General features: G+C 60.4%; 24 protein-coding genes and 2 pseudogenes. 16 read left to right on the plus strand and 10 right to left on the minus strand.

All coding sequences use genetic code 11. The annotated features are described in order from the left end of the window. Positions 1-22 precede the first annotated feature (22 nt). Positions 23-991, minus strand: a complete 969-nt coding sequence (locus tag ACNA0J_RS03930; protein ID WP_415816621.1) for a Bug family tripartite tricarboxylate transporter substrate binding protein — start codon at positions 989-991, stop codon at positions 23-25. Between the two features lie 98 nt (positions 992-1,089). Here ACNA0J_RS03930 and ACNA0J_RS03935 point away from each other — a divergent pair, with 98 nt between their 5' ends. Next, the gene (locus ACNA0J_RS03935; RefSeq protein ID WP_415816623.1) at positions 1,090-1,851 is read left to right on the plus strand and encodes an IclR family transcriptional regulator; all 762 of its coding nucleotides are present in this window, start codon (positions 1,090-1,092) and stop codon (positions 1,849-1,851) included. Between the two features lie 74 nt (positions 1,852-1,925). Here the strand turns inward: ACNA0J_RS03935 and ACNA0J_RS03940 are convergent, their stop codons facing one another. Next, a complete protein-coding gene (locus tag ACNA0J_RS03940; protein ID WP_415816625.1) occupies positions 1,926-2,585 on the minus strand; it encodes a LysE family translocator in 660 nt (219 codons plus the stop codon). Positions 2,586-2,822: 237 nt separating this feature from the next. Between ACNA0J_RS03940 and ACNA0J_RS03945 the strand changes: the two genes are divergently transcribed. Genes ACNA0J_RS03945 through ACNA0J_RS03955 form a run of 3 tightly spaced genes read left to right on the plus strand, consistent with a single transcriptional unit; the run spans position 2,823 to position 5,319 of the window. Next, the gene (locus tag ACNA0J_RS03945) at positions 2,823-3,587 is read left to right on the plus strand and encodes a 2-keto-4-pentenoate hydratase (RefSeq protein ID WP_415816627.1); all 765 of its coding nucleotides are present in this window, start codon (positions 2,823-2,825) and stop codon (positions 3,585-3,587) included. A 13-nt stretch (positions 3,588-3,600) separates the two neighbouring features. Then, positions 3,601-4,356, plus strand: a complete 756-nt coding sequence (locus ACNA0J_RS03950) for a YdcF family protein (RefSeq protein ID WP_415816629.1) — start codon at positions 3,601-3,603, stop codon at positions 4,354-4,356. Positions 4,357-4,404: 48 nt separating this feature from the next. Next, complete coding sequence (locus tag ACNA0J_RS03955) at positions 4,405-5,319, plus strand: DUF808 domain-containing protein (RefSeq protein ID WP_415816631.1); 915 nt, start codon at positions 4,405-4,407, stop codon at positions 5,317-5,319. Here ACNA0J_RS03955 and ACNA0J_RS03960 read toward each other — a convergent pair. Both ACNA0J_RS03960 and ACNA0J_RS03965 read right to left on the minus strand, forming a co-directional pair. Next, entirely contained in the window at positions 5,297-5,947 is a 651-nt protein-coding gene (locus tag ACNA0J_RS03960) for a 2-dehydro-3-deoxy-6-phosphogalactonate aldolase (protein ID WP_415816633.1), read from the minus strand. The genes ACNA0J_RS03955 and ACNA0J_RS03960 overlap by 23 nt on opposite strands. Before the next feature lie 27 nt (positions 5,948-5,974). Beyond that, positions 5,975-6,973 carry a 2-dehydro-3-deoxygalactonokinase gene (locus ACNA0J_RS03965; RefSeq protein ID WP_415816635.1) on the minus strand — a complete coding sequence of 333 codons (999 nt, stop codon included), beginning with the start codon at positions 6,971-6,973 and terminating at the stop codon, positions 5,975-5,977. A gap of 136 nt (positions 6,974-7,109) precedes the next feature. On the opposite strand from ACNA0J_RS03965, the pseudogene ACNA0J_RS03970 reads away from it, so the two are divergent. Beyond that, positions 7,110-7,378, plus strand: a pseudogene (locus tag ACNA0J_RS03970) (hypothetical protein); the annotation flags it as partial. A 208-nt stretch (positions 7,379-7,586) separates the two neighbouring features. Here the strand turns inward: ACNA0J_RS03970 and ACNA0J_RS03975 are convergent. Together ACNA0J_RS03975 and ACNA0J_RS03980 are read right to left on the minus strand one after the other, a co-directional pair. Beyond that, a pseudogene (locus ACNA0J_RS03975) lies at positions 7,587-7,751 on the minus strand (ABC transporter ATP-binding protein); the annotation flags it as partial. Between the two features lie 11 nt (positions 7,752-7,762). After that, the gene (locus ACNA0J_RS03980; RefSeq protein WP_415816637.1) at positions 7,763-8,974 is read right to left on the minus strand and encodes an RNA-guided endonuclease InsQ/TnpB family protein; all 1,212 of its coding nucleotides are present in this window, start codon (positions 8,972-8,974) and stop codon (positions 7,763-7,765) included. Between the two features lie 137 nt (positions 8,975-9,111). Here ACNA0J_RS03980 and ACNA0J_RS03985 point away from each other — a divergent pair, with 137 nt between their 5' ends. Then, positions 9,112-9,510: a DUF6496 domain-containing protein gene (locus ACNA0J_RS03985; protein ID WP_415816639.1), complete on the plus strand. Its 399-nt coding sequence runs from the start codon at positions 9,112-9,114 to the stop codon at positions 9,508-9,510. A 40-nt stretch (positions 9,511-9,550) separates the two neighbouring features. After that, positions 9,551-11,653 (plus strand): response regulator, encoded by a 2,103-nt coding sequence (locus ACNA0J_RS03990; protein WP_415816641.1) that lies wholly within the window; start codon positions 9,551-9,553, stop codon positions 11,651-11,653. Here ACNA0J_RS03990 and ACNA0J_RS03995 read toward each other — a convergent pair. Beyond that, positions 11,650-13,092, minus strand: a complete 1,443-nt coding sequence (locus ACNA0J_RS03995; RefSeq protein WP_460490360.1) for an RNA polymerase factor sigma-54 — start codon at positions 13,090-13,092, stop codon at positions 11,650-11,652. The two genes, ACNA0J_RS03990 and ACNA0J_RS03995, sit on opposite strands and share 4 nt — an antisense overlap. 368 nt (positions 13,093-13,460) lie before the next feature. Here ACNA0J_RS03995 and ACNA0J_RS04000 point away from each other — a divergent pair, with 368 nt between their 5' ends. Genes ACNA0J_RS04000 through ACNA0J_RS04010 form a run of 3 tightly spaced genes read left to right on the plus strand, consistent with a single transcriptional unit; the run spans position 13,461 to position 15,746 of the window. After that, positions 13,461-14,849 carry a sigma-54-dependent transcriptional regulator gene (locus tag ACNA0J_RS04000; protein WP_415816646.1) on the plus strand — a complete coding sequence of 463 codons (1,389 nt, stop codon included), beginning with the start codon at positions 13,461-13,463 and terminating at the stop codon, positions 14,847-14,849. Between the two features lie 55 nt (positions 14,850-14,904). Beyond that, positions 14,905-15,168 (plus strand): hypothetical protein, encoded by a 264-nt coding sequence (locus ACNA0J_RS04005; protein WP_415816648.1) that lies wholly within the window; start codon positions 14,905-14,907, stop codon positions 15,166-15,168. After that, positions 15,159-15,746 carry a hypothetical protein gene (locus tag ACNA0J_RS04010; RefSeq protein ID WP_415816650.1) on the plus strand — a complete coding sequence of 196 codons (588 nt, stop codon included), beginning with the start codon at positions 15,159-15,161 and terminating at the stop codon, positions 15,744-15,746. The genes ACNA0J_RS04005 and ACNA0J_RS04010 overlap by 10 nt, the downstream gene beginning before the upstream one ends. On the opposite strand, the gene ligD is transcribed toward ACNA0J_RS04010, so the two are convergent. Both ligD and ACNA0J_RS04020 read right to left on the minus strand, forming a co-directional pair. After that, positions 15,747-16,646: a non-homologous end-joining DNA ligase gene (gene ligD / locus ACNA0J_RS04015; protein WP_415816652.1), complete on the minus strand. Its 900-nt coding sequence runs from the start codon at positions 16,644-16,646 to the stop codon at positions 15,747-15,749. 40 nt (positions 16,647-16,686) lie between these two features. Then, on the minus strand, positions 16,687-17,172 hold the full coding sequence (locus ACNA0J_RS04020) for a DUF421 domain-containing protein (RefSeq protein ID WP_415816654.1): 486 nt from the start codon (positions 17,170-17,172) through the stop codon (positions 16,687-16,689). Between the two features lie 416 nt (positions 17,173-17,588). Between ACNA0J_RS04020 and ACNA0J_RS04025 the strand changes: the two genes are divergently transcribed. The 4 genes from ACNA0J_RS04025 (at position 17,589) to ACNA0J_RS04040 (ending at position 21,607) form a co-directional block, all read left to right on the plus strand. After that, positions 17,589-18,074 carry a (2Fe-2S)-binding protein gene (locus ACNA0J_RS04025; RefSeq protein WP_415817124.1) on the plus strand — a complete coding sequence of 162 codons (486 nt, stop codon included), beginning with the start codon at positions 17,589-17,591 and terminating at the stop codon, positions 18,072-18,074. A gap of 4 nt (positions 18,075-18,078) precedes the next feature. Then, positions 18,079-19,074, plus strand: a complete 996-nt coding sequence (locus tag ACNA0J_RS04030) for an FAD binding domain-containing protein (protein WP_415816656.1) — start codon at positions 18,079-18,081, stop codon at positions 19,072-19,074. A gap of 11 nt (positions 19,075-19,085) precedes the next feature. Beyond that, on the plus strand, positions 19,086-21,335 hold the full coding sequence (locus ACNA0J_RS04035; protein ID WP_415816658.1) for a xanthine dehydrogenase family protein molybdopterin-binding subunit: 2,250 nt from the start codon (positions 19,086-19,088) through the stop codon (positions 21,333-21,335). Between the two features lie 68 nt (positions 21,336-21,403). Next, on the plus strand, positions 21,404-21,607 hold the full coding sequence (locus ACNA0J_RS04040) for a hypothetical protein (protein WP_415816660.1): 204 nt from the start codon (positions 21,404-21,406) through the stop codon (positions 21,605-21,607). A 65-nt stretch (positions 21,608-21,672) separates the two neighbouring features. Here ACNA0J_RS04040 and ACNA0J_RS04045 read toward each other — a convergent pair whose 3' ends face one another. Beyond that, positions 21,673-22,491, minus strand: a complete 819-nt coding sequence (locus ACNA0J_RS04045; RefSeq protein ID WP_415816662.1) for an IclR family transcriptional regulator — start codon at positions 22,489-22,491, stop codon at positions 21,673-21,675. 122 nt (positions 22,492-22,613) lie between these two features. Here ACNA0J_RS04045 and ACNA0J_RS04050 point away from each other — a divergent pair, with 122 nt between their 5' ends. Together ACNA0J_RS04050 and ACNA0J_RS04055 are read left to right on the plus strand one after the other, a co-directional pair. Next, on the plus strand, positions 22,614-23,591 hold the full coding sequence (locus tag ACNA0J_RS04050; protein ID WP_415816664.1) for a Bug family tripartite tricarboxylate transporter substrate binding protein: 978 nt from the start codon (positions 22,614-22,616) through the stop codon (positions 23,589-23,591). A gap of 113 nt (positions 23,592-23,704) precedes the next feature. Further along, on the plus strand, positions 23,705-26,056 hold the full coding sequence (locus ACNA0J_RS04055) for a cytochrome P450/oxidoreductase (protein ID WP_415817126.1): 2,352 nt from the start codon (positions 23,705-23,707) through the stop codon (positions 26,054-26,056). The last annotated feature ends 9 nt before the right edge of the window (positions 26,057-26,065 follow it).

Here is a 26,065-nt window from a genome sequence, read left to right on the forward strand (position 1 = left end):
TTGTCGCAATCCGCTTGGGTCTTTATTCCACCCGCGCACCGGATGCCTTGACGATGTCAGCCCAACGCAGGCGATCGTCATGGATCAGCTTGGCGAATTCCGCAGGGCTGCTGGTCAGTACGTCTGCACCTTGTTCGCGATATTTCTTCTGCAGATCATCAGTCTTTAACGCCGCGTTGAATGCGGTATTGAGTTTGTTGACGATGTCCTGCGGAATGCCGGCCGGGCCTGCGATACCGAACCAGGTGATGGCTTCGAAATCCTTGAAGCCCGATTCGGCGACGCTGGGCACATCCGGCAGATCCGGCGTACGCTGCAAAGAGGTCACGACCAGGCCGCGCATCTTGCCGTTGCGAATGTGGCCGATCAAGGTCGGCACTGACGACATGTACATCTCGATTTGTCCGCCGATCAAATCGTTGATCCCTTGCGCGGCCCCTTTATAGGGAATGTGGGTGAACGTCGCGCCAGTAGCCTGTTGCAGTTTGACGGTGGCCAGATGGCTGACAGTGCCATTGCCGGACGATCCGTAGTTGATCGCTGACGGCCGGGCTTTGGCGTCTTTCACGACATCGGCCAGCGTTTTGTAGGGCGACTGCGCCGAAATGGCCAGCACCAGCGGCGCGCTGGCGATCAGTCCGATCGGCGCCAGGTCCTTTTCTGGGTCGTAGGGCAGTTTGGCGTACAGCGTGGGGTTGATCGCCAGATTGCTGGTCTGGCCCAGGACCAGGGTGTAGCCGTCCGGGGCAGACTTGGCCACGGCGTCCACGCCGATATTGCCGCCGGAGCCAGGACGGTTTTCCGTCACAATGGTCCAACCGGTATCGGTGGCGACTTTGTTGGCGACTTCGCGCGCCAGGGTGTCGGTGCCGCCGCCGGGAGGGAACGGCACGATCAGGCGGATGGGCTTGGTCGGGAAATCCTGAGCGATGGCAGGGGCCAGGGCGCAGGCGAGGGCGATGCCGGCTAGGACACGAGGTAGGACGTTCATTCTGTCTCCGGTATGGATCTGGTTTTTGGTGAGTGCATTGTGCTGAGGTGTTCCGCACATTACAATGCTGTCTTGTCTGGCGCGACATGTTCTATCAAATGAAATATTCCAAACCCGATACAGAAGACGATCCCGATGCTGGCGAAGGCGTCGTTGCGGTCCGGCGCGCGATGCGCATCCTGGGCGCTTTTGGCGTCGACGATTCCCATTTGTCCTTGGCAGAGCTCAGCCGCCGCACGGGCTATCACCGGTCGACGGTGTTGCGGCTGGCCCGCACGCTGGCGATGGACGACTATCTGGCGCAGCGCGTGGATGGCACCTGGCGATTGGCGCGCGCAGCGGGGTGGCTAGGTGCCTGCTATCAGGCCACGTTCAATGTGCATGACGTCGTCGAGCCCGTGCTGCGCGAGCTATCCAACGCCACCGGCGAGAGCGCTACGTTCTATGTACGCGAGGGCAATCAGCGCATCTGTGTGGTGCGGGTCGAGGGGCCCCGGTCTATCCGCCACCACGTGCGGGTAGGGGCAGCGTTGCCTTTGGATCTAGGCAGCCCTGGCCGGGTGATTCTGGCCTTTTCCGGCGAGGCGGGAGAGCCCTATGAGTCGATACGGCGTGCCGGCTACATGATGTCGCTGGGCGAGCGCGATGCCGAGGTATCCAGCATCTCTGCGCCGGTTTATACGTCCAATTGGACCTTGCTGGGGGCGATCTGCATATCAGGGCCTCTATCCCGCTTGACCGAAGAAGCCATGAACGGGCACAAGGAAACCGTGCTGGCCGCAGCCAGCCGCTTGTCGCGCGCGATGATGGGCGTGCACCAGGGCACGTCTGTGTCCGGCCAGCGTATGACCCATTTCTGATCAGGACTGCGTGTACCGTATCGCACTGTATCTATCAGGGCCGTCGCGGTTCCGAAGCCGTAACGCAGACAGAACTACTTCGTTACCGTCTTGTGATTGCCGGCAAAGGCGGCGGCGATGCCGAGTCCGATCAGCATCGCGCCGCCCAGATAGCGATCCAGATTCAGATAGGTGCGGCTGGTGCGCAGCCATTGGCCTGCCGCACCGGCAGCGATGGCATAGCAGGCGTCACTGATGAAGCCGACGACGATCAGCACCGCACCCAGGAAAACGATCTGCGAGGCGACGTGCCCACGGCTGACGTCGACGAACTGCGGCAGGAATGCCAGAAAGAACAGTGCGGTTTTGGGGTTGAGCAGATTGATGATGAAGCCGTCGCGATAGAGTTTGCGATAGCGCCGTTTGACGGTTGGCACATCGGCACCGGCCGCGGTCGGACGCGTACAGATTTTCTTCAGTCCCAGCCAGACCAGATAGGCGGCCCCGGCATATTTGACGATATCGAAGGCGAGCGCAGAGGAGGCCAGCAGCGCGGACAGGCCGAGCGCCGCCGCAATCACATGCACCAGCGTGGCAGTGTGGATACCCAGATCCGAGATGAGGCCCGCTTTTTTCCCTTGTTCGATGGATTGCGCAATGATGTACAACACGGCAGGGCCCGGGATGACCAGGAGTACTATCGCTGCACTGATGAACAACATGATATTGGTACTGCTGGGGATGACGAATTCCATGGTCTGCCTTGATGTGATAGGTATTTGACGGCTGGATCCGGTGCATGGGGCGGCGTTTGCTGATATCGCCTGGACACGTTGTAGACTCGGGGCAAACCCGAGACAATCAAGTGTACTCTCGGTGAGAGCTTGTCTGGTTTTTATCGCGGCAAATGCAGGCGTTCCCTCCATTTGCCGTCCTTCACGTAGCATGGGCTGCGTGAGGCTGGTTTCAAGCGCTTTTTATAAGGAATGTTGATGTCTGATAGCACGTCCACCGTCCAAGCACTGGCCGCACAACTGATTCAGGCATGGCCTGGCAATCGCACGCAGGTGACGCTGGATGCGTCGCTGATCCCGGCCGAGGAATCGCAATCCTATGCGGTACAGGATCGGATCATTGCGTCGCTGGAATCTCCGATTGCGGCATGGAAGGTCGGATCGAAATCAGTGGATGGTCCCATGCAGGCAGCGCCATTGCCAGGCGCAGGCGTGCAGCCGGGGCCGGCGGCGATTCAACGCAGCGCCTACGGCGTTCTGGTACTGGAGCTGGAATTGGCATTCCGCTTTAACCGTGACTTCGCGCCCGGCGAACAGGCCTACGGCGATGCCGAGGTATTGGACGCCATCAGCCATACCGTGACGACGATCGAGATCGTCTCCAGCCGCTACGCCGGCTGGCCGGTCGACAAACTGGCCATGTTGGCAGACTTGCAAAGCCACGGCGGCTTGGTGGTGGGCGAGGCAGTGCCTTACGACGCCAGCTATCCTTTCGAAAAACCCTCGTTGACCTGGACGCACGATGGCCGCAACGTGGCGCCCGAGACAACCGGCAATCCGGCTGGCGATCCGCGCCGATTATTGCCTTGGCTGGTGAATCACGCCGCACGCCGTGGGGTCGGCGTGCCTGCCGGGACGTTGATCACGTGCGGCACTTATACCGGAATGTATGCACCCAAAACCCCCGGTACGATTGTGGGCCAATTTCAGGGTCTGCCTGAAATCCGCCTGGCGATTGCCTAGTGGACCGCAGTGCATGACGCTCGCGATTTTTGTCGTGATCGTGGTGTTGGCGATAGGCTGTGCGGCGTTGACATGGCGCCGCACCAGCATCTCGCTTTATGTTGTCGCGGCGGTCGGCTTTCTGGCTGTGGGGTGTGGCCCGATTTCAGCCTGGTTGCTGGGCAAGCTTCAGTCGGACTACGAGACCTCGGCTCCCGTGGCTTGGGGCGCACGCAACGCCATTGTGCTGCTGGGCGCAGGCACCGAGCGTGTGGCGGGCAGGGTAGAGCCTGGCGTGTTTTCGTATCCACGTATCGTTGTCGCCGCAGAACGGTATAACGACTGTAAAAAGTCCTCGGCCTATTGCAAGGTCCTCATCAGTGGCGGGGATGCTGCGCGGACGGGCTCCTCAGAGGCGTCCGTCTATCGTGATGTCTTTGTGCATCTCGGCATAGATCCGGCCGACGTGCTGCTCGAATCCGAAAGCATGAATACCTGGCAGAATGCGCAGTTCTCCAGCGCGTTGCTGCAGCGCGAGCATGCCGATCATGTCGTGCTCGTGTCGTCGGCCGCCCACATGCGGCGCAGCGAATTGTATTTCGCGCATTTCGGGGTCTCGGTAACGCCTGCGCGCGCGGATTATCTGCATGCCATCAGGTCCGTGCTGCCACTGTCTTACAACTTCACCTTGGCGGATGTCGCGTTGCACGAATACCTGGGCATCGCCCGGTACCACGTGTACAACTGGATGGGCTGGAATCCCGCCCGTCATCGTCCTGGTCAGGCGTAAAAGATTGCTTGTAAACTCGACGCTTCTGCGTCAGCTCTGGAGGCCTGGATGGCCGGAAGCAGCTTTTTTGCCTTGTTCGACGATATCGCCACGATCCTGGACGATGTCTCTGTCATGACCAAGGTCGCCGCCAAGAAAACGGCGGGTGTGCTGGGCGATGATCTGGCGCTCAACGCGCAGCAGGTCACCGGCGTGGCGGTCAATCGCGAGTTGCCCGTCGTCTGGGCCGTTTTCAAGGGATCGCTGCGCAATAAATGCATTCTGGTGCCGGCCGCGTTGCTCATCAGCGCCTTTGCGCCGTGGGCGGTGACGCCATTGCTGATGGTGGGCGGGGCATTTCTCTGTTTCGAGGGCGCCGAAAAGCTGATTCACCGGTTTTTGCCGCATGACAGCACGCCCGCGGGCAATCACGAGGCCCGGGCTCACGCCTTGCAGGACCAGCGTGTCGACATGGTGGCGTTCGAGCGCGAAAAAATCAAAGGCGCGGTTCGCACTGACTTTATTCTGTCGGCAGAAATCATCGCGATTACCCTGGGGGCTGTGGCCGGCGCGGATTTCGTGCGTCAGGCAATCGTGGTGACCACGATTGCGCTGGCGATGACGATCGGCGTCTATGGGTTAGTCGCGGGAATCGTGCGCCTGGACGACCTGGGCCTGCATCTGCGCAGCAAATCGTCCGCCGTGGCGCGTGGCCTGGGCAACGTGATTGTGCGGGCTGCGCCGTATTTGATGAAAACACTATCCGTGGTCGGTACCGCCGCCATGTTCATGGTGGGTGGTGCGATCCTGACGCACGGCATCGCGCCCGTGCATCACGCGATTGAACAAATAAGTCACTTGGCCTCTTCGACAGCTTGGGTGCAAGCCACGGTGTCCACCGTGATAAACGCCGTGTTTGGTGTGGCCGCCGGTGCAGTGATAGTCGGGGTAGTCTCGGGGATCAAGCGTTTGTTGCGGCGTTGAATGCCTGCCTGTAAGCCGCAACAAAAGCCTGGGCGTCCCGCGCGATATCGGCCACCGGTTTGCCGGGCTTGTACAGTGCTGAACCCAAACCGAAACCACTCGCACCAGCCTCGACAAAAGGTGCCATATTCTGCGGCGTGATGCCGCCGACCGGCACGAGCCGGATGCTGGCCGGCATGACCGCGCGCCATGCCTTGAGTACGTTCACACCGAGCTGCTCGGCGGGAAACATTTTCAGTACGTCTGCGCCCGCGGCCAGGGCGGCAAAGGCCTCGGTGGGCGTGGCCACGCCTGGGCAGCAGGCCATCTCCGCAGCCTTGGCGGCTCGGATGACTTCGGGATCGCTGTGTGGCATCACGATGATCTGGCCGCCTGCATAGGCAACATCGATGCAGGCCTGGGGGGACATCACAGTGCCGGCCCCGACGACGCAATCGTCTGGCAAGCCATCGCGCAGGGCGCGGATGCTATCGAGGGGAGAGGGGGAGTTCAGGGGAACCTCGATCAATCGGAACCCTGCCTCATAGAGCACCTGGCCCGCAGAGAGCGCCTCGGCCGGTTCGATGCCGCGCAGGATGGCAATTAATGGACATTGAGACAGGGCGTTTTCGAATACGGAGAGAGACATGGATAGCTTTCCTGAGAAATTGGAATGTCAGGTGGTCGCTGCAGGGACCAACCCCGCAGCCTGAGCCAGATGCCATAGGCCAAGCTCGGTGGCATGAGGGGCGAGCTCGGGTTTGTCGGCGCCATACAGGCGCAACGCCTGGACGTATCGTTGGCAGAGCGCATCCTGGCCGCACAGCACAATATGAGGCAAGGCACCTCTGGCGCGATGCAATGCCAGAACGCTTGCCACCTCGTAGCCGATCAACAGGCCGGATAGATAATCGGGTTGTGCATTGCCATCGAGTTGGCCTGTCAGCCCCAACGCACGCGTGCTGAATAATGTCGATAGCAAACCCGCGCGGCCCTCGGGGAGGCTGGCCACCGCCAGGCCGCGGGCAAAGCCCTGCGCATCGGCGGGGGCATCGCTGTTCATGGTGCGGCCGAGAATCGTGTGATCACGCAGCGCGGCGTAGACTTCGCCGGTCATGTACGTGTCGAAATGGTTCACCTGGCCGTCGTGCACGTGAACCCATTTGGAATGCGTGCCGGGCAGGCCGATCAATAGATCGGCGCCATCAGATGGACGCATCGCCAGGATGCCCGCGATCTGGGTTTCCTCGCCGCGCATGACGTTGGGCAGCTCGCCGCGCTGGATCAGGCCGGGCACGATATGAATCGTGGCCTGACCGGCGCGCTCGATCTTCGTCATCAATTGAGCAACCCCGGATAGCCCCACAGGTACATCCAGGTAGGCCGCCTCGCGCCAGCCCTGCGCACTGCCGACCATGCCGCACGCGATCACAGGCAGGGCGGGTTTTTCGCGCAGCCAGTCGCCGCAGGCTTCGTTGAAAGCGATCTCGAAACCGGCGTGGGGATGGGCAGAGGATTTTTCGCCGGGCCGGGCCTCGGGCAGGCGCATGATGCCCCAAGGCAGCGGCCGTACGCACAGCGTGCGGCCAGTTTGATCAAGCAGATAGGCGCGTAGCGACGATGTGCCCCAATCCAGTGCGATCAGCGCGGCAGGCGTAGCAGTGTTAAGAGTCATCGATCAAATTTTCCCGCATGTAGGCATATATAAGAACATACCAAAGATGTATTTCATCGTGTGGTGCACGTCTGACAGAATCAAAGGTTCCTTTTTGACGAGCGCCTTTGCCTCTCTGCCCCGGAAACGGCTTGCCATGAATTTTCAACAACTGCGATCCATCCGCGAAGCAGTACGCTGCGATTTTAATTTGACGGACGTGGCCGAGAGCCTGCATACCTCTCAGCCAGGCGTCAGCCGGCAGATCCGCGAATCGGCGTGGCCATCGAGGCCGTGGCGGATTACGCAGGCCTGGTCAGTGTGCCCTGTTATCGTTGGAATCACAGCGTGATTGTGCCTAAAGGGCATGAGCTGGAGCGAGTTTCCGGCGCATTGACGCTCGCACAACAGGCGCGCTATCCCGTCGACCAGTGAGTCACTGGTATATGTTGCGGTTAATCGTGTATGACAGCGCCATATGACATGACCGGGCATCACGCACTCTGAATTTGTTCAATCGCCATGCAAGGCTTTACGTACATCCGGGTCGGGATCATCGAGTTTCGTCTGCAAGGCGGGCAGGGCGCGAACATCGCGGATCTCTCCTAATGCCTAGGCGGCTTCTTTGCGCAGATTACTTAAGTGCTATGAATGACAGTGCGGTCACCAGATCGGGATGGCGCGGCCTGTGGAGTGCCAGCGGAATTTCTTCGATGATCCTGCCCGGCCGCGGACTCATGACCAGAATGCGATCCGCCAGGAACAACGCCTCATCGATGTCGTGAGTGATGAACAGAATGTGTGAGCTTGTCATAACAGGTCTTGACTGCTCCCTTCCCAAAAGGAAAGGGATTCCCACTTCACCGAACCGAGCCGTTGCACATCATCATTCATGTACTCAGGTCTTACCGTTTCTCCATGGGCTAACACCGCCAGCCCGGCGGCTAATACGTTATGCGCCGCGTTGATGTCGCGGTCGTGGCCGGCGTTGCATTGCCGACAGGACCAATGTCGCACGCTCAATGGCAGCTTTGGTAACACATACCCGCAAACGTGGCAGCGCTTGCTCGACGGGTACCAGCGATCTACCCGCACGAACTCACGTCCATACCAATGGGCCTTGTATTCGAGCTGTCTCAAAAATTCCGCCCACCCGGCATCGCCGATGGACTTAGCAAGGCAGCGGTTTTTCTGCATGTTGGACACAGACAAGCTTTCTACGGCAATCACTTGGTTCTCGTGGATCAACCGGGTAGAAAGCTGGTACAGGAAATCTCTGCGAGTGTCTGCGATCTTTGCATGCAGCTTGGCGACTTTCAGTTTGGCCTTGGCACGACGAGCCGATCCCTTCTGCTTCTTCGCCAAGCGGCGCTGTAGCGTAGCCAACTTAACTTCATGCTTACGAAAGATCTGTGGCGCATCGACTTTTTCTCCTGTTGAGAGCACCGCAAAATGAGACAGGCCCAGATCAATCCCGACACAGGTCGACGTAGGCGCTTTCTGCGCCACAACGTCGTCGCACAGCAGACTGACAAAGTATCGGCCCGCTGCGTCTTTGCTGACCGTGACGGTGGTGACCTTGGCGGCTTTAGGAATCTGACGGGACCAGCGGATGGGAAGTGCCTCAGCCATCTTCGCGAGCTTGAGCGAACGGCCATCCCATTTAAAGGCACTGGCGGTGTATTCCGCCGATTGCGGGCCATCCTTGCGTTTGAAGCGGGGATATCCCGTTCGCTTGGCAAAGAACCCGGCAAACGCCGTTTGCAAATGGTGCAGTGTCTGCTGCAACGGAACACTGCTGACCTCGTTCAACCAGACATACTCCGGCAGTTTTTTCAGCGCCGTCAGGGTTGCAGACGTCGCGTGATACCCCAGCCGCTCCTGTCGCTCAGCCCAGGCCAACGAACGAAGGCTAAGCATGTGGTTATAGACCACACGCACACACCCAAACGTGCGAGCCAGCGTGATGGCTTGCTCGGGCGTCGGATAGAACCGGAATCGGTAGGCACGTTTGGTTTGCATGCCCGAGAGACTATCCACGCCCAATCAGAAAACTGGATATTTATCCAGCTATCAACTCAAATCAGACCAATCTTGCAGCCTTACGGCTGCGCCCCTTTCTCCCCCGGCAGGAATGCCGAGGTTTCTCGGAGCAATGGATGACGACGATGATGCTCATGCTAGAGATGGCGGTGCAGATTGAGAACGAACGAATTCGCGCATCGTTATGTGAAAAACGAAAATGGCGCGACAGGCACGAGACTTGCGGCATGTATTTCAAAATGACTGTGCGGGTGGCATGCATCCGCACCGATCGCCATCCGATCAGCAAACAGGAGGTTGCCATGCCCGATCGAACCGCGAAAAAACAGGCCGAGGCCGACCGCAAGGCCGGAAAATCACCCTCGACACAGGCAGGCCATTTTGTCGAGGCGGAGATAGAAGCCAAGCGCAAGCACAAAGGGCCAGCGAAATCGAACAAACAGGCTGTTGCTATCGGTTTGTCAAAGGCACGCAAAGCAGGGGTCAAGGTCCCGGCCAAACCGAAGTCGCATTGAAACTTGCTTTGCGGCGGAAAACGCAGTAGCGTGACGCGAGATGCTAAGTAACAAGAATCGAGTGCGCAATCCCTGGACAGATACGCTAGCCCGATTAGAGGACGAGCGTGTGATGTTGCAGCGTATCGCCGCTGGGGTCCCCCTGGCGGATGTGCTGCTGTATGTACTACATGCTGTCGAGGCACAATCCAGCGTGGCATTGCGTACCGCCATCGCGTTCGTTGATGAGTCGGGCAAACATCTGGTGCACGGGGCCGCTCCCAGTTTTTCCGAGAGTTACCGGCAGGCCGTCAAGGGGGTGCCGATCGGCCCGCATATGGCTTCATGGGGCGCGGCCGCCTATTTCGGAACGGCGGTCTATGCTAACGACGTGATGACCGATCCCAATTGGTCCGAGTGGCGCGAGTTTGCGATAGAGCAGGGCATACGCGCCTGTTGGTCCACGCCGATCAAAGGGACAGACGGCCAGGTACTCGGGGTATTTTCCAGTTATTACGCCACGACACGTCTGCCGTCGCCGCAGGATATCGATGCCACTGCCTTGGTGACGCGTACGGCCGCTCTGGCTATCGAACGATCGCAGTACGACCGGGAGCTGGAAAAGCGGGTGGAGCTGGCGATTGCCGAACGGGACAGGATCTGGCGCTTGTCGCCGGAGTTGCTGGCGGTCGTCAATGCGGAAGGACGCTATGTCAGCGTCAATCCCGCCGTGTGGGACATTCTGGGCTGGACGCCAGAGCAGTTTTTGGCTATGCCTCTGGCTGATCTGGTACACCCGGACGATTACAGGGCAACTGCGCAAGTCCTCCTGCCGGCGGCAGAAGGCGCTCATGAGGCCCGGCATCTGGAAAACCGGATGAAGCACAGTTCCGGCAGCTATAGCTGGATCACGTGGACGATTTCCCGATCGGAGGGTGATCTCTATATGGCGGGGCGGGATGATACCGATCTGCGCGTGCAGGCCGAGGCCTTGCGTCATACCGAAGACGCGCTGCGGCAATCGCAAAAGATGGAAGCCGTCGGACAGTTGACGGGTGGCATCGCCCATGACTTCAACAATATGCTGCAAAGCATATCCGGCGCGCTATACCTGATACGGCGCAAGCTGGCTACCGGCAACCTCGAGGCGGCGGAGCGCTTTATCGATACGGCGACCGAGTCGACTGAGCGCGCCGCGCGGTTGACACAGCGGCTATTGGCGTTCGCCCGCCGGCAGCCTATTGCGCCTGTGCCGTTGTGCCCTGTACGCGTGCTGCAATCGATGGAGGATTTGTTTCGACGCTATATCGGCGAACGCGTGCAGTTGATCCTGCATACGGATCCCGTTTCATGGCCAGTGTGCTGCGACGCAAATCAGCTCGAGAACGCATTGCTCAATATGGTGATCAATGCGCGAGACGCGATGCCTGATGGCGGCCAGTTGACGCTACAGGCGACCAATAGGGTGTTGGATCAAGCGTCGTTATTGCTGAACGCCGAATTGACGCCGGGTGATTTCGTCGAAATTTGCGTGTCGGATACAGGCTGCGGCATGCCCGATGACATCAAGAATCGTGCGTTTGAGCCTTTTTTTACGACCAAAGCGCTGGGCGAGGGCAGTGGGCTGGGTCTCTCGATGATCTATGGTTTCGCGCAGCAGGCGGGAGGTCTGGTGGGGTTGGACAGCATCGTTGGTCAGGGGACGAGGGTGCGGTTGTATCTGCCTCGTTATGAAGGTGCGATGCCGCCTGTAGAGTCGGAGACGCCTAGCGTACCTGTCTCTGTCGATGAGAGCCTGCAGCCGGCAGTGGTGGCCCTGGTAGAGGATGATGCTGCCGTCCGTCAAATGGTGTCTGAAGCATTGACGCAGCTGCGTCTGAACGTGTTGGTGGCAGCAGACGGTATCGAGGGCCGCACGCTCATGAATCAAACGGAGCACATCGATCTGTTACTGACCGATGTAGGATTGCCGGGCTTGAACGGTCGGGAACTGGCCGATGAGGCGCGTCAAGTGCACCCGGATATCAAGGTGCTGTTCATGACGGGCTATGCGCAAAGCGCTGCTGCGGCGCAAGGGTTTCTGGATACCGGGATGGAACTCATCGTGAAACCCTTCAAGCTCGAGGCGCTGCTCGAACGCGTGCGCCGCATTTTGCTGATCTAGTACCGGCGGCGCAATTCAGCGGCGGGCAGTTTCAGTTGCGCACGGTATTTGGACACGGTACGCCGCGCGACCACGATGCCATCGTCGGCCAACCGCTGCGCCAGCGTGACATCGGACATCGGGTCGCTCGGGTCTTCGTTCGCGATCCATTCGCGGATCAAGGCCTGGACGGACGCCGCCGAGCAAGAGCCGCCCGTAGCCGTCGCCAGCTCGCGTGAGAAAAAATGCCGGAATTCATACAGACCGCGCGGCGTGACCATGTATTTATTGGCCGTCGCGCGCGATACCGTGGATTCATGAATCTCCAGCACGTCCGCGATTTCCCGCAATAGCAGTGGCCGCAGCGCAACTTCGCCATATTCAAAGAAGCGTTGCTGGCGTCGAACGATAGCCTCGGCCACGCGCTGGATAGTGGTGTAGCGTTGCTCGACATTGCGCACGAGCCAGCGGGCTTCCTGCAGTTCCTGGGCCAAAGGGCCGCGCTCGTCTTGGCGTACACGGCGAAACAGGTCGGCATAAACGCGGTCCAGACGTGCGCGCGGCATGGCGTCTCGGTTGGGGTATACCTGCCACTGGCCTTGCTGTTTACGCACGATGACGTCCGGCACAACATAGACGGGAGCCTCCTGGTCATAACGCCGCCCGGGTTTGGGGTCCAGCGCACGGATGCGTTCGCAGGCCAGGCGCAATTGTGCTGGCGAGCTACCGGTCTTATGCAGCAATGCGTTCCAATCATTGCGGGCCAGGACGTCGAGGTGAGTCCGAACGATAGCCAGGGCCAACGCAGTCGACTCATCGTCTTGGCACGGCTCAGCCTGCAGTTGCAGCGCGAGGCATTCGCTCAAGTCGCGCGCCGCCAGACCGGGGGCTTGCAAGTGTTGCACCAGATGCAGCGCTGCGGCCCACTCGGCGGGATCCGGGGCCGGCTCGAAGTCTCCCTGTCCGGCCAATGAATCCAGCGGGGTGCGAACGTAGCCATCGCCGTCCAGGGCATCGATGATGTACTCGGCCAGCAACTGATCCCGCTCGGACAATGGATGCGCACATAGCGCTTCGCGCATGCGGCTTTGCAAGGAGGGCGGCGCGGCAACCCAATGTGAAAGATCGTGATCGGCGTTATCGGATAGAGACTTTCGTTTGGTCGGATAGTCTCCCGAATATGCCGAAGGGGTGGTGAATGCCTCTTCCTTATCGTGATACGGTTCTTCTGACGAAACCTGCTGATTGGAGGCAGGGAGCAGGTCGGGGTCGTTGGAGGGTGACTGGGCGCCAGTGCTCTGTATGTCCTCGTCTTCAAGGAATGGATTGGTATTCAAGGCATTTTGGATCGCGACGCTGAATTCCAGCGCAGACAACTGCAGCAATTGCACGGACTGCTGCATCCTGGGGGCCAGGGTGGTTTGTTGGCGTAGACGCAGTTCTGGCGCGATGTAAGGCACTGGAGCTCTCCTCATAGGGGTTTGACTCGGGGGCAAGCGATGCTGCCTTATCTCCATGTTCATGCAAATTCCGTGCCACGCCATGAGGTGCGTGCCGACCCTGGGCTCGCATGAGGCCTGCCGGGGGTGATCGCCTGGTCGTGTTTACATGCGCCGGTAAATATTACCCAGGCCGCGGGCCGTCTTGCGGTCTTGATGTCCCCGTAAAAAAACGGTTAGCCGGTGCCGCTTCATCGTTGAATACGAGGAGTAGTGAAACGAGAAGTTTTGAAATCTTTATTGAATCGTATCTGATGTTTACGTTTGTCGGATATCGAACGGGTTATGCTGCAAAATCAAGCTCATGAAACCTCACTTCCGGGATAGGTATGCCTCATCTTCTGATCGTTGACGATGATGATGCTGTGCGTGACACCTTGGCTGAAATCGGTAAGGACAGCGGTTATACTGTTTCACAGGCCAGCACCATCAAGCGCGCCGTAATTGAATGGGAACGGCATGTTCCCGACTTATTGCTATTGGACGTACGCCTCTCAGAGGGCAGCGGAATGGATCTCTTTGATCGCGTCCCTCTCGGCCACGCAGAGGTCGTGGTGATCACCGGTCACGGCACGATGGATTCCGCCATCGACGCCCTGCGGCTGGGGGCCACCGATTATCTGGTCAAGCCCATCGAGATGGAGCGCCTGCTGCGCATACTGAATCGCGTGGCCGATGGTTTTGGCGACGCGAATCCGGGCCAGCCCGTGAAAGCGCCGGGCCGTCTGGGCAAGATGCTAGGAAACTCCGAGCCGATGGCGCGGCTCTTTGACCAGATATCCCGCGCCGCGCCCAGCGAGGTGACAACGCTGTTGGTCGGCGAGAGCGGCACGGGCAAAGAACTGGCCGCACATGCGCTGCATCAGCTCAGCCCACGCAGTCAACAGCCGTTTGTGGTTGTGAATTGCGGCGCGATCGCTCCGAATCTGATCGAAAGCGAATTGTTCGGCCATGAGCGCGGCAGTTTCACCGGCGCCGACCGTATGCACAAGGGCTATTTCGAACAAGCAGATGGCGGGACCTTGTTTCTGGACGAGGTTACGGAAATGCCCTTGGAAATGCAGGTCAAATTGCTGCGTGTGCTCGAGTCGGGATGTTTCGTGCGAGTGGGTTCGCACCAGCAGATATCGTGCGACGTGCGGGTGATTGCCGCGACCAACCGCAATCCCGAACAGGCCGTGCAGGACGGCAAATTCCGCGAGGATCTGTATTTCCGCCTGAGCGTGTTTCCCGTGGATCTACCCGCATTACGCGAACGCGGTGACGATATTCTGATGCTGGCCGATCAGTTTCTCTCGGCGCTGAATGCCGAGCACGGCACGAACAAAACCTTTAGCGAGCAGGCACGCCAAGCCATACAGAATCACGCATGGCCCGGCAACGTGCGCGAACTGAGGAATTTCGTGCGCCGCGCGTTTATTCTGGCTGATGGCGACGAAGTGACGGGCGACACCTTGATACGGCAGGCGGGCCCGGTCGATGGTGGCAAGCGGTCGACACTGATGCGGGTGCCCGTGGGGGCGACGTTGGCTGAGGCCGACCGCCAGTTGATCCTGGCGACCTTGGAACGCTGCCAAGGGGTCAGGAAACAAACGGCGGCTGTGCTGGGCATCAGTCCCAAGACCCTGTACAACAAACTCGAAGAATACGCCCAGGCCGGGCACGCGGTGCCGGGGGGCAATCCTGCGGCAGAGGATTATGGAAAATCCGGTCACTAGCGGCGTACTGCAGGCATGATCCTTGCGCTCCCATTGTCAAAATGGGAGCAAGCTCATGTCAAATCAGCATCGACGCCGCGAACAGACTGACCATCAAGGCCAACCAGATCGCGGCCGCCAAGAGCACACCCGGGAGTCCGGGCGATGGGGGGCCGACGAGCCTGACTATGGCCGGCGGCGTGGCGAGCGGCCCGAGCCGGAACCTCATACGGGGCCCAATCGCCATGGGCCGCAATACGAAGAAGGGGGCCGCTATCCGGGTACACGGCAGGGCAACGAGCACCCGCCGCTGCGCAAGGAGAATGCCTCATGTCATTGATTGTCGCAGCGCGATATCAGACGTTTGATCAGGCAGGTGTTGCCGCACAGCATCTCGAGCGGCATGGGTTTGCGGGCGACCGGGTCCACACGTTCTACGTGAATACTGCGGGCTCGCATGACCGTTATCCGGTCGGCGGGGACCGCCGCGAGGACCCTGATGCGACGGGCGGTGTGATCGGGGTGCTGTTTGGGGCGTCCATATTGGGCGTGCTCGGTGCGGCGCTGACGATGTTGGCGGTCCGCAATTTTCAGTACTCCAGCTTGATTGTCATTGCGGCTGGCGGGGTCGGTGCCTATGTGGGTGCCTTGATCGGCGCCATGGTGGCCGTCGGCCGCGTACACCGGCGCCGGATTCGGCGCAATGGCGCAGCGGTCGTCGAGGAGCATCCGCCGGTTCGAGCAGCTGGTGTCCTGTTGGCAGTGGCTGTGTCCTCGGACAAGGAGGGCGAAGTCACGCGTCTGTTGCGCGAGTCGGGCGGTCAGGATGTCGAACGTGCAAACGGCCGTTGGGAAAACGGTAAATGGCAGGATTTCGATCCACTGGTGCCGCCAGAACCCGAGCCTGCCGCTCGCTGATCAAAGCTCGAGGCGATCCATCATGCGTTGCGTCAGCACGGTGCGGCGAGCGGCATAGTCCTGCCAGGGATCTTCATGGGTTTGCACGTGATCGAGCGCATTGCGTACGTTGAATGCCGCGGCTCGCAAGTCATTGTGAAAGTCCAATGCGTCCCAGGGCAGGGGCATCGAGACCGGCGCCTCGGGCCGTGCCCGCACGGAGTAGGCGCAGATGGCTGTTGCTCCGTTGCCGTTTCGTAAGTAATCGACAAATATCCGGCCACGCCGCTGGTCCTTGGCCATATTGGCGGTGAAGCGGTCGGGCATGGCGTTCGCCAGGCGTTGGGCGAGGTGGTGGGCGAGGAATCTGACGGTTTCCCAGGAACGGGTTGCGCGGATGGGGGCGACGAGGTGCAGTCCTTTGCCGCCAGTGGTCTTTAAAAAGGGTGCGAGACCGACTTCGGTCATGAGTCCATGGGCCAGCTGCGTGGCTTCGACCAGGCCCCGCCAGGATATGTCAGGGCCTGGGTCCAGATCGAGCGTGACGCGATCGGGATTGTCGTGTCCAGGGGCACGGGCGCCCCATGTATGGAACTCGATGACGCCCAGCTGTACCAGCCCCAGCAAACCCTCTATGGATTGAATCTGCAAGTGTCCCGCTTCGCGGGAGAGCCCTGTGGGCAGCGTGCCAGTCAGATGTTTTTGAAAAAAGCAATCTTCGTCGGCGCCGTCAGGACATCGCAGCATGGCGATACGGCGGCCTTTCAGGTGCTCGAGCATATAGGGGGCGATAGACTCGTAATAATGGGCCAGATCGGACTTGGTGGTCTTGGGTGGGCGCAGGACGGTGCGGTCTGGATGGGTGAGGGTGACGTGGCCGATGCGCTCTGGCGTGTTGCTTTGCATACGGAGACTGGTCATGGCGTGTTCCCGAGAGTCAAAGGTGGGATATGGGGTTTGCTCAGGTGCGCTTGATTACACTGATGTTGCCGTCCGCTTCGATATAGGCGCGGTGTACCTGATTGACATCGTCGACGCCATGCTGGCGTAGCTCGCTCAGTAGTTCGTCTTTGGTGATGAATTCTTTGCGCAGGCTGCGCAGGCGGATCTGGCCGTCTTGAACGAGACAGACGCGATCCGCGGTGAGAAGCCGCCCGATAGGTTTGACGTAATAGGCGAGGCGGTCGATGGCGACAGTCCAGCCGATGATGGTCGCGACCAGGATCATGCCATCGGTGATGGACTGGTATTGGCCTGCCATGCCGTTTTGTGCCGCGTCGGCGATCAGGACCAATACCAGCATGTCTGCGATTCCCACTGAGCCTACGTCTCGTCTGCCTGCCATTCTGAGCAGTAGAAAGATGAACCAATACATGAGGCTGCCGCGGATGATGATCTCTACCGGCGACATCGAGAGGGAAAACATGGTCGTCCAGTCGGGCTGCATATTCTGCTCTTTCAGTATGTAGGTATGTGCGGGGAGCAAGTTTCGGGCCTGAGGAAAAACTGCTTTGCATTGCTGCATTCAGGCGGTAAGGTGAGTCAGGCCGATGACCGGGGCATGCGGCTTGCGTACGCCGGTCGGACGTCTTTGCTTTTCAGGAGAACGTAGTGAGTCTAAGCATGCACGTTCCGCAGCCCCCGCATCCGAATCCCGGCCGGCCGACCATCCCGCCAGAGATTCCCCCGGAGAACCCACCAGAGATCCCACCCGACGGTCCTCCTGACACGCCGCCTGGCGAACCTCCGATCACCCCGCCTCATGAGCCGCCGACGGATCCGCCACGCGAGCCGCCCACTCAGCCGCCACAGAACCCCGAAACAGACGAGCCGGAGGTGGATCTTCCTCCTGCGGAATCGCCGATCCGGCATCAGGTGTCGCAGGGCGGCATATCGACTGCATTGCGCGTCAATGGCGTGAATCACGCGTTGACACTGGACCCCCGCGCCACGTTGCTGGACACCTTGCGCGAGTCCCTCCATCTGACGGGCACCAAAAAGGGCTGTGACCATGGTCAATGTGGCGCCTGTACGGTGCATGTCGATGGCAGGCGGGTCAACGCCTGTCTGGTGCTGGTGGTGACCCTGCACGGCCGGGACGTCACGACCATCGAGGGCCTGGGCAGCGCCGAGTCGCTGCATCCGTTGCAGGCTGCATTTGTCGAGCATGACGGCTATCAGTGCGGCTACTGCACGGCAGGGCAGATCATGTCAGCCGCCGCGTTGCTGCACGAGCCCTGCGGTGACAGCGACGGCGAAGTGCGTGAGCTGATGAGCGGCAACATTTGCCGCTGCGGAGCGTATGCAAACATTGTTGCCGCCATCCAGGACGTCCGCGGAAAAGGGTAGACGCATGCACCAGTTTCAATACACACGCGCGGCCGATATCGATGCTGCGCTGCGCTTGTTGGCGACACAAGGGGACGGCCCGCCGCCGCGATTGCTGGCGGGCGGCACGACGCTCGTGGATCTGATGAAACTCGATGTCGAGACACCGGCACATATCATCGACATCAATGGTCTGGGCCTGAACGAGATCGAGGTATTGGCCGACGGACGCACTCGCATCGGCGCCCTGGTGCGCAATGCCGACCTGGCGCGCGATGATCGCATCACGGCCCACTATCCCGTTCTGTCGCAGGCGCTGCTGTCGGGCGCGTCGGCGCAGTTGCGTAACATGGCCACCACCAGCGGGAATCTCCTGCAGCGTACACGCTGCGTTTATTTTCGTGATCGGGCGGCTCGCTGCAACAAGCGTAATCCGGGTAGCGGCTGCGATGCCATCGGCGGTCATAACCGCAATCTGGCGATTTTGGGTACCAGCGAACATTGCATCGCGAGCAACCCGTCGGACATGAACGTTGCCTTGATGGCGCTCGATGCCACCGTGCACGTGCAGGGCCCGGATGGCAGGCGTGATATCGCACTGCGCGATTTTTATCTGCTGCCCGGCGATACGCCTCAACGTGAGACAGTGCTGCAGCCTGATGAGCTGATCACGCATGTGAGTCTGCCCGCCAGCGGTATGGGCGGGCATTCTTGCTATCTGAAACTGCGCGACCGCGCTTCGTATGAGTTCGCGCTGGTGTCGGCCGCCGTGGTGCTGCACGTGCGTGATGCACGTATCCTGGCCGCGAGTATTGCGCTGGGTGGTGTGGGCACACGGCCATGGCGCTGCCCGTTGGCGGAGCGGGAACTGGTGGGTCAGCTGCCCAGTGCTGCGCTGTATCAACAAGCCGCACAGTCGGCCTTGCAAGGTGCAGTCGCGCAAAGTGAGAACGGTTTCAAGATCGAGCTCGCGCGCCGTTGCCTGATCCACACTCTGTCCACGGCTCTGCCACCGCAATAAGGACACGCATAATGGTTCAATCTATGTTTGCCCATCCTGATGCCATCGGCCAGCCCAGCGTGCGCATCGATGGGCCGCTCAAAGTCAGCGGCACAGCGCGCTACGCCGCCGATTTCATGCTGCCCGATATGCTGTACGCCGTGCCCGTGTGCGCCACCATCGCGCATGGCCGCGTTGCCGGACTGGATGCACAGGCCGTCGAGATAATGCCTGGCGTGCACGCGGTCATCCACCATGGCAACCGGCCACCGCTCTATCGCGCCACCAGCGGCACGATAGACGAGGCCCGTCCACCGCTGGATGACAATGTCGTTCGCTACTATGGTCAATACGTGGCGCTCGTTGTCGCCGATACCCTCGAGCAAGCGCAGGCCGCCGCCAATGCGGTTCATGTCAGTTACGACGCCGATACGCCTGATGTCTCGCCGCCTGGACAGGGAGACATCTCGGCGCAGAGCGATGAGGCGTCTCGCTCGGTCGGCGTCGAAGGCGAGGCATCTCTCACCATTGAAAGCGAACGAGGCGATGCGCCAGCCGCCTATGCAAGCGCCGCGGTGCAGATCGATGCGGTCTACACCACGCCGGTCGAGACCCATAATGCGATGGAGCTTCACGCCTGTGTTGCCGCATTCGATGGGCAGGCCTATACGTTGTACGAGTCCACGCAGGGCGTCGTGAACCACCGCGATGTGGTGGCACAGATGCTGGGTACCGGCAAAGAAAACGTGCGGGTGATATCGCATTACCTGGGCTCTGGGTTCGGAGGCAAGCTGTGGCCGTGGCCGCACTCATTGCTGGCGGCAGCCGCCTCGCGTTTACTGGGCCGGCCCGTCAAGGTGGTGATCAGCCGCGCGATGACGTTCCAGAGTGCCGGGCATCGTCCTTATACTCACCAGCACATGCGGCTGGGTGCGACGCGGGAGGGCAGGCTGGTGTCGGTACAGCATCACTACCTGAGTCAGGCATCGATGCTGGATGACTACCGGGAACGGTGCGGCCAGGCAACGCCACGCATGTACAGCACGCCCAATCTGCAAGTGTGCTGGGGATTGGCGCGACGCCACGTGGGAGCACCCACCTCGATGCGGGGCCCGGGCGCCGTGCCGGGAATGTATGCGTTGGAATCGGCCATGGATGAATTGGCTGTAGCGCTGCAGATCGATCCGGTGGCGTTGAGGCTGCGCAATGAACCGCAGCACGACGAAGGTACTGGCCTGCCGTTTTCGTCGAGGCACCTGCGTGAATGCTTGCAGCAGGGGGCCGAGCGATTCGGCTGGCATTATCGCCAGCCTGCAGTAGGCGCCATGCACCGCGGCGACGAGGTGTTGGGCTGGGGCATGGCCGCATGTTCATGGCCCGGTTTACGCATGCCTACGGATGCCAGCGTCAGTTTGCATGCCGATGGCTCGGCCCGACTGGTCTGCGCGACGCAAGATATCGGTACTGGCACGTACACGATCCTGGCGCAACTGGTGAGCGCCGAGACCGGCATCGCGCTGGAGCGGATACAGGTCGGTCTGGGCGATACGCAATTTCCGCCGGGACCGGTATCAGGCGGATCGGCCGCCACCTCGTCGATTGTGCCAGCCGCGCTCGAGGCTACGCGCAAAGCGGTGAGGGCGGCCTGCCGCTTGGCTGTAGACACAGAGGGACCTTACGCCGGTCAGGCGGAACAGAGCTTGACGATGCGGCACGGCCGTATCTGCGTTGCTGATGACAAAGCCGATGCGGGTGTGCCGCTGGCTCAGGTATTCGCGAGGACTGGCGTGGCCAGCGTGGCGGGCGACGGCCATGGCGGCAGCGGCAAGGCACTGAAGAAGCAGTACTCGATCAGTTCGTATGGCGCACATTTCGTAGAGGTCGCGTGGCATCCGGCGACGGCGCGTCTGCGCGTCGCTCGCGTCGTGACGGTCATCGACGGCGGACGCGTTGTGAATCCCCGCACCGGCCGCAACCAGATCGAAGGCGCCATCGTCATGGGCGTAGGGATGGCGATGTTGGAACAGACGCATTACGACACGCGGTCGGGCGCGCCTGTCAACAGCAACCTCGCCGACTACATCATGGCAACCCACGCCGATGCGCCGCAATTAGATGTCAGTTTTCTGGATTATCCCGACCTCATCTGGAATGAGGTGGGCGCACGTGGTATCGGCGAAATAGGCTTGGCTGGGATAGCCGCCGCCATCACCAATGCGGTCTACCATGCCACCGGCGTACGGGTACGCAGCCTGCCGGTGCGTATCGAAGATCTACTGTGAGGGCGCTATGCGCACGCGCTGGCACGCGACATGCGGGTAAGACGACTCCTACTCAACAGGAGGTCATTATGAAGTTAAGAATGTTTGCGTTGCCCATCATCGCCGTCGGCCTGGTGCTGGGGGGCTGCAGCCATCGTACTCACGACGGCGACAGCACCTACGACCGTCCGGGGTATCAGAACTCCGCACCACCCCCGCCGCCCGCCACCATGCCGGACAACAACAGCAATACTCCGAGCCCGGCTTACCCCTCCTCGGGTGGCTCACGCTGAGCCGCTATGCGACACGACCGCCCGCCGAGAGCGGGCGGCTCGCGCGTATCTCGTTTCCAGCTCGATCAGCGATTTGCCGTATAGCCCAGCATCCGACTGATGGCCTGGGCTTCTCGGCGTACCGCCTGACCTATTACTCCGTCCGGGGAGGGGTCGAATCCGCCGGATGCGCCTAAAGCGGTCAGTACCGCACGAGGGCGGCCCGTATAGTCGTAGAGGGGGGCGGCGACGGCGCTGATACCGGGCAGATTGGTATCGCGCACCGACGCGCAACCAGCATCCCGCACGGATTGACGCAGCACCTCGATAGGATCGTCGGCGTCCAGCAGCGCGCGCTGTGCGGGCGTGGCTGCCTGTAATTCTGAGCGGACCATTGCCGATACCTCGCGGTCATTCAACGCAGCCAGCAACGCGCGGCCGGTGGCCGACCAGAGTATGGGCAGTACAGAGCCCACCCGCACATTGACGGTGACGGGCAGGCCGGGCTCTTCAAAGCGAACGATGGTGGGCCCTTTGTTGCCCATCACTGCGACAAAGCAGGTGACCTCGAGCTCCTCGCGCAACCGTATCAGAGAGGCCTCCGCCATGCGGATAGGGTCCGCCTGCCGCATCGCCGCCAATCCCAGCAGCAACGTTTCCAGGCCCAGAAAATATTGCTGGGTAGAAGTGTCCTGGTTCACCAGGCCGCCTTCCGCGAGGCTCACGAGATAACGGTGCACTTTGGCGGGGCTTTCGTCGATATGCGAGGCGATCAGTGTCAGGCTCGCGCGTCCTCCCAGACTGCCTAACGCCTTGAGGATGGCGGTACCGGTTTCGGCAGCCTGCACCCGTTGGCGGCGTTCGCGTGGGCGGGCGGAGGCAGGGGCAGCGGACGGAGGGTTCATAGGGAGCATAGAGGGGCAGAGGACACGAGGACAGGTTATCCCGTATTGACGATTTACGCATAGCGTATAGAATTTACGCAAAATAAGCTACGCCTTGCAGCCACAACACAACGGAGACAATCATGCCCTTTGGCCGTTTCACTCGCGCGTTCGCCTGTTCCCTTCTCACATTGACGGCGGCGGCGCCTGCGCTTGCCGACGGCTATCCGTCCAAGCCGATTCGTTGGATCGTGCCGTATGCCGCCGGCGGCGGCTCGGATTTTCTGGCGCGTACGATCAGCCAGGGCTTGTCGCCGAAGTTGGGGCAAACCATCGTGGTGGACAACAAGCCGGGCGGCAATACGGCGATTGGCGCTTCGGAAACAGCACGTTCGGCACCGGACGGCTACACCATGCTGTCGGCTGACAACGGCACCCTGGTTTTCAATCCGGCCTTGTACGCCAAGCTTTCCTACGACCCTGAAAAAGACTTGGCGCCTGTGACGCTGCTGGGGAAATTCCCGATGATTCTGGTCGCGGGCCCGGCGCTGAAGGCCACGGATGTAAAGGGCTTCCTCGCCGAGGTAAAGGCCAGTCCCAAGGGCATGGATTACGCGTCGGCCGGCGCCGGCAGTCCGCATCATTTGGCGATGGAGTTGCTCAAGGTGGAAACCGGCGCGAATCTCGTGCACGTACCGTATCGAGGTGCCGCACCATCGCTGGCGGATGTCGCGGGCGGGCAAGTTCCCGTCATGATGGTCGATTTGGCTGCTGGCGCCGGTTTCATCAAGGGTGGCAAGGTCCGCGCCCTGGCAGTGGCGAACCCGACCCGTTTGCCGCAGCTGCCTGACGTGCCGACCTTTGCCGAGCTGGGCTACAAGAATGTCGAAGCATCGGCTCAGGTGGGTATCGTTGTCCCCGCCGCTACGCCGAAGCCGATCATCGACAAGCTGAACCAACAATTGGTAGAGACGATCAAAGATCCCACGATTCGTCAGAAACTCGTCGATTTCGGAATCGAGCCGGTGGGTGATACCCCCGCAGAGTATGCCGCGCTGCTGAAAGACGAGCGCGTTCGCTGGCACAAGCTGATTCGCGATCTGAATATCAAACTGGATTAATCGCCGCTCGCGCATTACCGCATTACAGGAACGACGTTATGTCATCACGTTTCAATCAAGGACAAACCCAGGTCGAGGGGCAACGCCCAGAGCCCCGTGATACGTTGGGTGCCATGTATTCCCAAAGCCAGAACCCGGCATCTCGCGGGGGCTGTCCCGTCCATCAGATGACTAACGCCGCTCCCTCGGGCTGCCCCGTACACGTGAGTCCGCGTGCCGCCGAGTTCGACCCGTTTGGCGACGCCTATCAGCAGGATCCGCCGGATTATGTCCGCTGGGCGCGCGAGCAGGAGCCGGTGTTTTACAGCCCCAAGCTCGGCTATTGGGTCGTGACGCGCTACGAGGATATCAAGGCGATCTTTCGCGACAACATCACGTTCAGTCCATCGATTGCGCTTGAGAAAATCACGCCGACAGGGCCCGAGGCGAACGCCGTGCTGGAATCCTATGGCTATGCCATGAACCGCACGCTGGTCAACGAGGACGAGCCGGCGCACATGCCGCGGCGTCGCGCATTGATGGAGCCTTTCACACCAGAGGCCCTCAAGCACCACGAGCCGATGGTGCGTCGTTTGACGCGCGAGTATGTGGACCGATTCATCAACGACGGGCGTGCGGATCTCGTTGACCAGATGCTGTGGGAAGTGCCCTTGACAGTGGCGTTGCATTTCCTCGGTGTCCCCGAGGAGGACATGGATCTGCTGCGTCAATATTCGATTGCGCACACGGTCAATACGTGGGGCCGGCCCAAACTGGAAGAACAAGTCGCGGTCGCGCATGCCGTGGGAAATTTCTGGCAATTAGCGGGAAAAATCCTGGACAAGATGCGCCAGGATCCCGATCAACCGGGCTGGATGCAATACGGGATACGCAAGCAAAAGGACTATCCCGATGTGGTCACGGACTCTTATCTGCATTCGATGATGATGGCTGGCATCGTCGCGGCACATGAGACGACGGCGAATGCATCGGCGAATGCTTTCAAATTGCTGCTGCAGCACCCGGACGCGTGGCGTGATATCTGCGAAGACCCCTCGCTGATTCCCAACGCCGTAGAGGAATGCCTGCGTCACAACGGCTCTGTCGCGGCATGGCGGCGGTTGGTCACGCGCGATACGAATATTGCGGGAACGCCGATTACCGCAGGTTCGAAGCTATTGATCGTCAGCTCGTCGGCAAATCATGATGAACGTCATTTTGCCGATGCGGATCTGTTCGATATCCGGCGTGAAAACGCCAGCGATCAATTGACCTTTGGCTATGGTTCGCATCAATGCATGGGCAAGAATCTGGCCCGCATGGAGATGCAGATATTCCTCGAGGAGTTCACGCGCCGTTTGCCTCATATGCGGTTGGCCGACCAGGCATTTACGTATGTGCCGAACACGTCGTTCCGGGGGCCGGAGCATGTGTGGGTGGAATGGGATCCTCGTCAGAATCCAGAGCGTGCGCAACCCGAGATTTTGTCGCGTCGCCAAGCGGTGCGTATTGGCGAGCCGTCTACGCATGCGGTGACGCGGCCGGTGGTGGTGGAGCGCGCCGATCCGGTCGCTGAAAATATCGTGATGCTGACCTTGGCCTCGCCTGATGGAAAGGCGCTGCCGCGCTGGACGCCTGGGGCTCACATTGATGTCGAGTGCGGCGACACGGGGATGTCTCGTCAGTATTCGCTGTGCAGCGATCCTGCAGAAACTGGCCGTCTGCAGATTGCGGTATTACGAGAAACAGAAAGCCGCGGTGGATCTGCCTGGGTGCATGAGTACGCGAAGCCGGGTACGCGTTTGCGTATTCGTGGTCCGCGCAGTCATTTCCGATTGGATGAGACGACGCCTCGTGCGGTCTTTATTGCCGGTGGCATAGGTATTACACCGATCAGCGCGATGGCCCGCCGTGCGCGCGATCTGGGCATTGATTACGAACTGCATTACAGCGGCCGCTCCCGTGACGGCATGGCGTTGTTGGCTCAACTGCAGCAGTTGCACGGTGAACGTTTGCGTGCCTATGTCTCGGCAGAGGGCACGCGCAATGATTTCGCGGCATTGTTGGCGCAGCCTGTGGCTGGCACACAGGTGTATGCGTGTGGTCCGGAGCGCATGTTAGAGGCTTTGAAACCGGCCTGCGCGCATTGGCCGGAGGATACGCTGCGGGTGGAGCATTTTCATTCCACGCTGGGGTCGTTGGATCCGTCTAAAGAACAGGCGTTTGAGGCGGAGCTCAAGGACTCTGGGTTGGTGGTTACTGTGCCGGCGGATCAGACGCTGTTGACGGCGCTACGGGCGGCTAATATCGATGTGCAAAGCGACTGCGAAGAGGGTCTCTGCGGGTCGTGTGAGGTGCGGGTGTTGGCGGGGGATATTGATCATCGGGATGTGGTGTTGACTCGGGCTGAGCGTGAGGGGAATGGCAAGATGATGAGTTGCTGTTCTCGGGCTCGGAGCGGGGGGCGGATTGTGTTGGAGTTGTAGGTAGCTTGG

This window comes from Bordetella tumbae, assembly GCF_965139195.1.
In the GTDB taxonomy this organism is placed as follows: Bacteria; Pseudomonadota; Gammaproteobacteria; order Burkholderiales; family Burkholderiaceae_B; genus Bordetella_A; species Bordetella_A tumbae.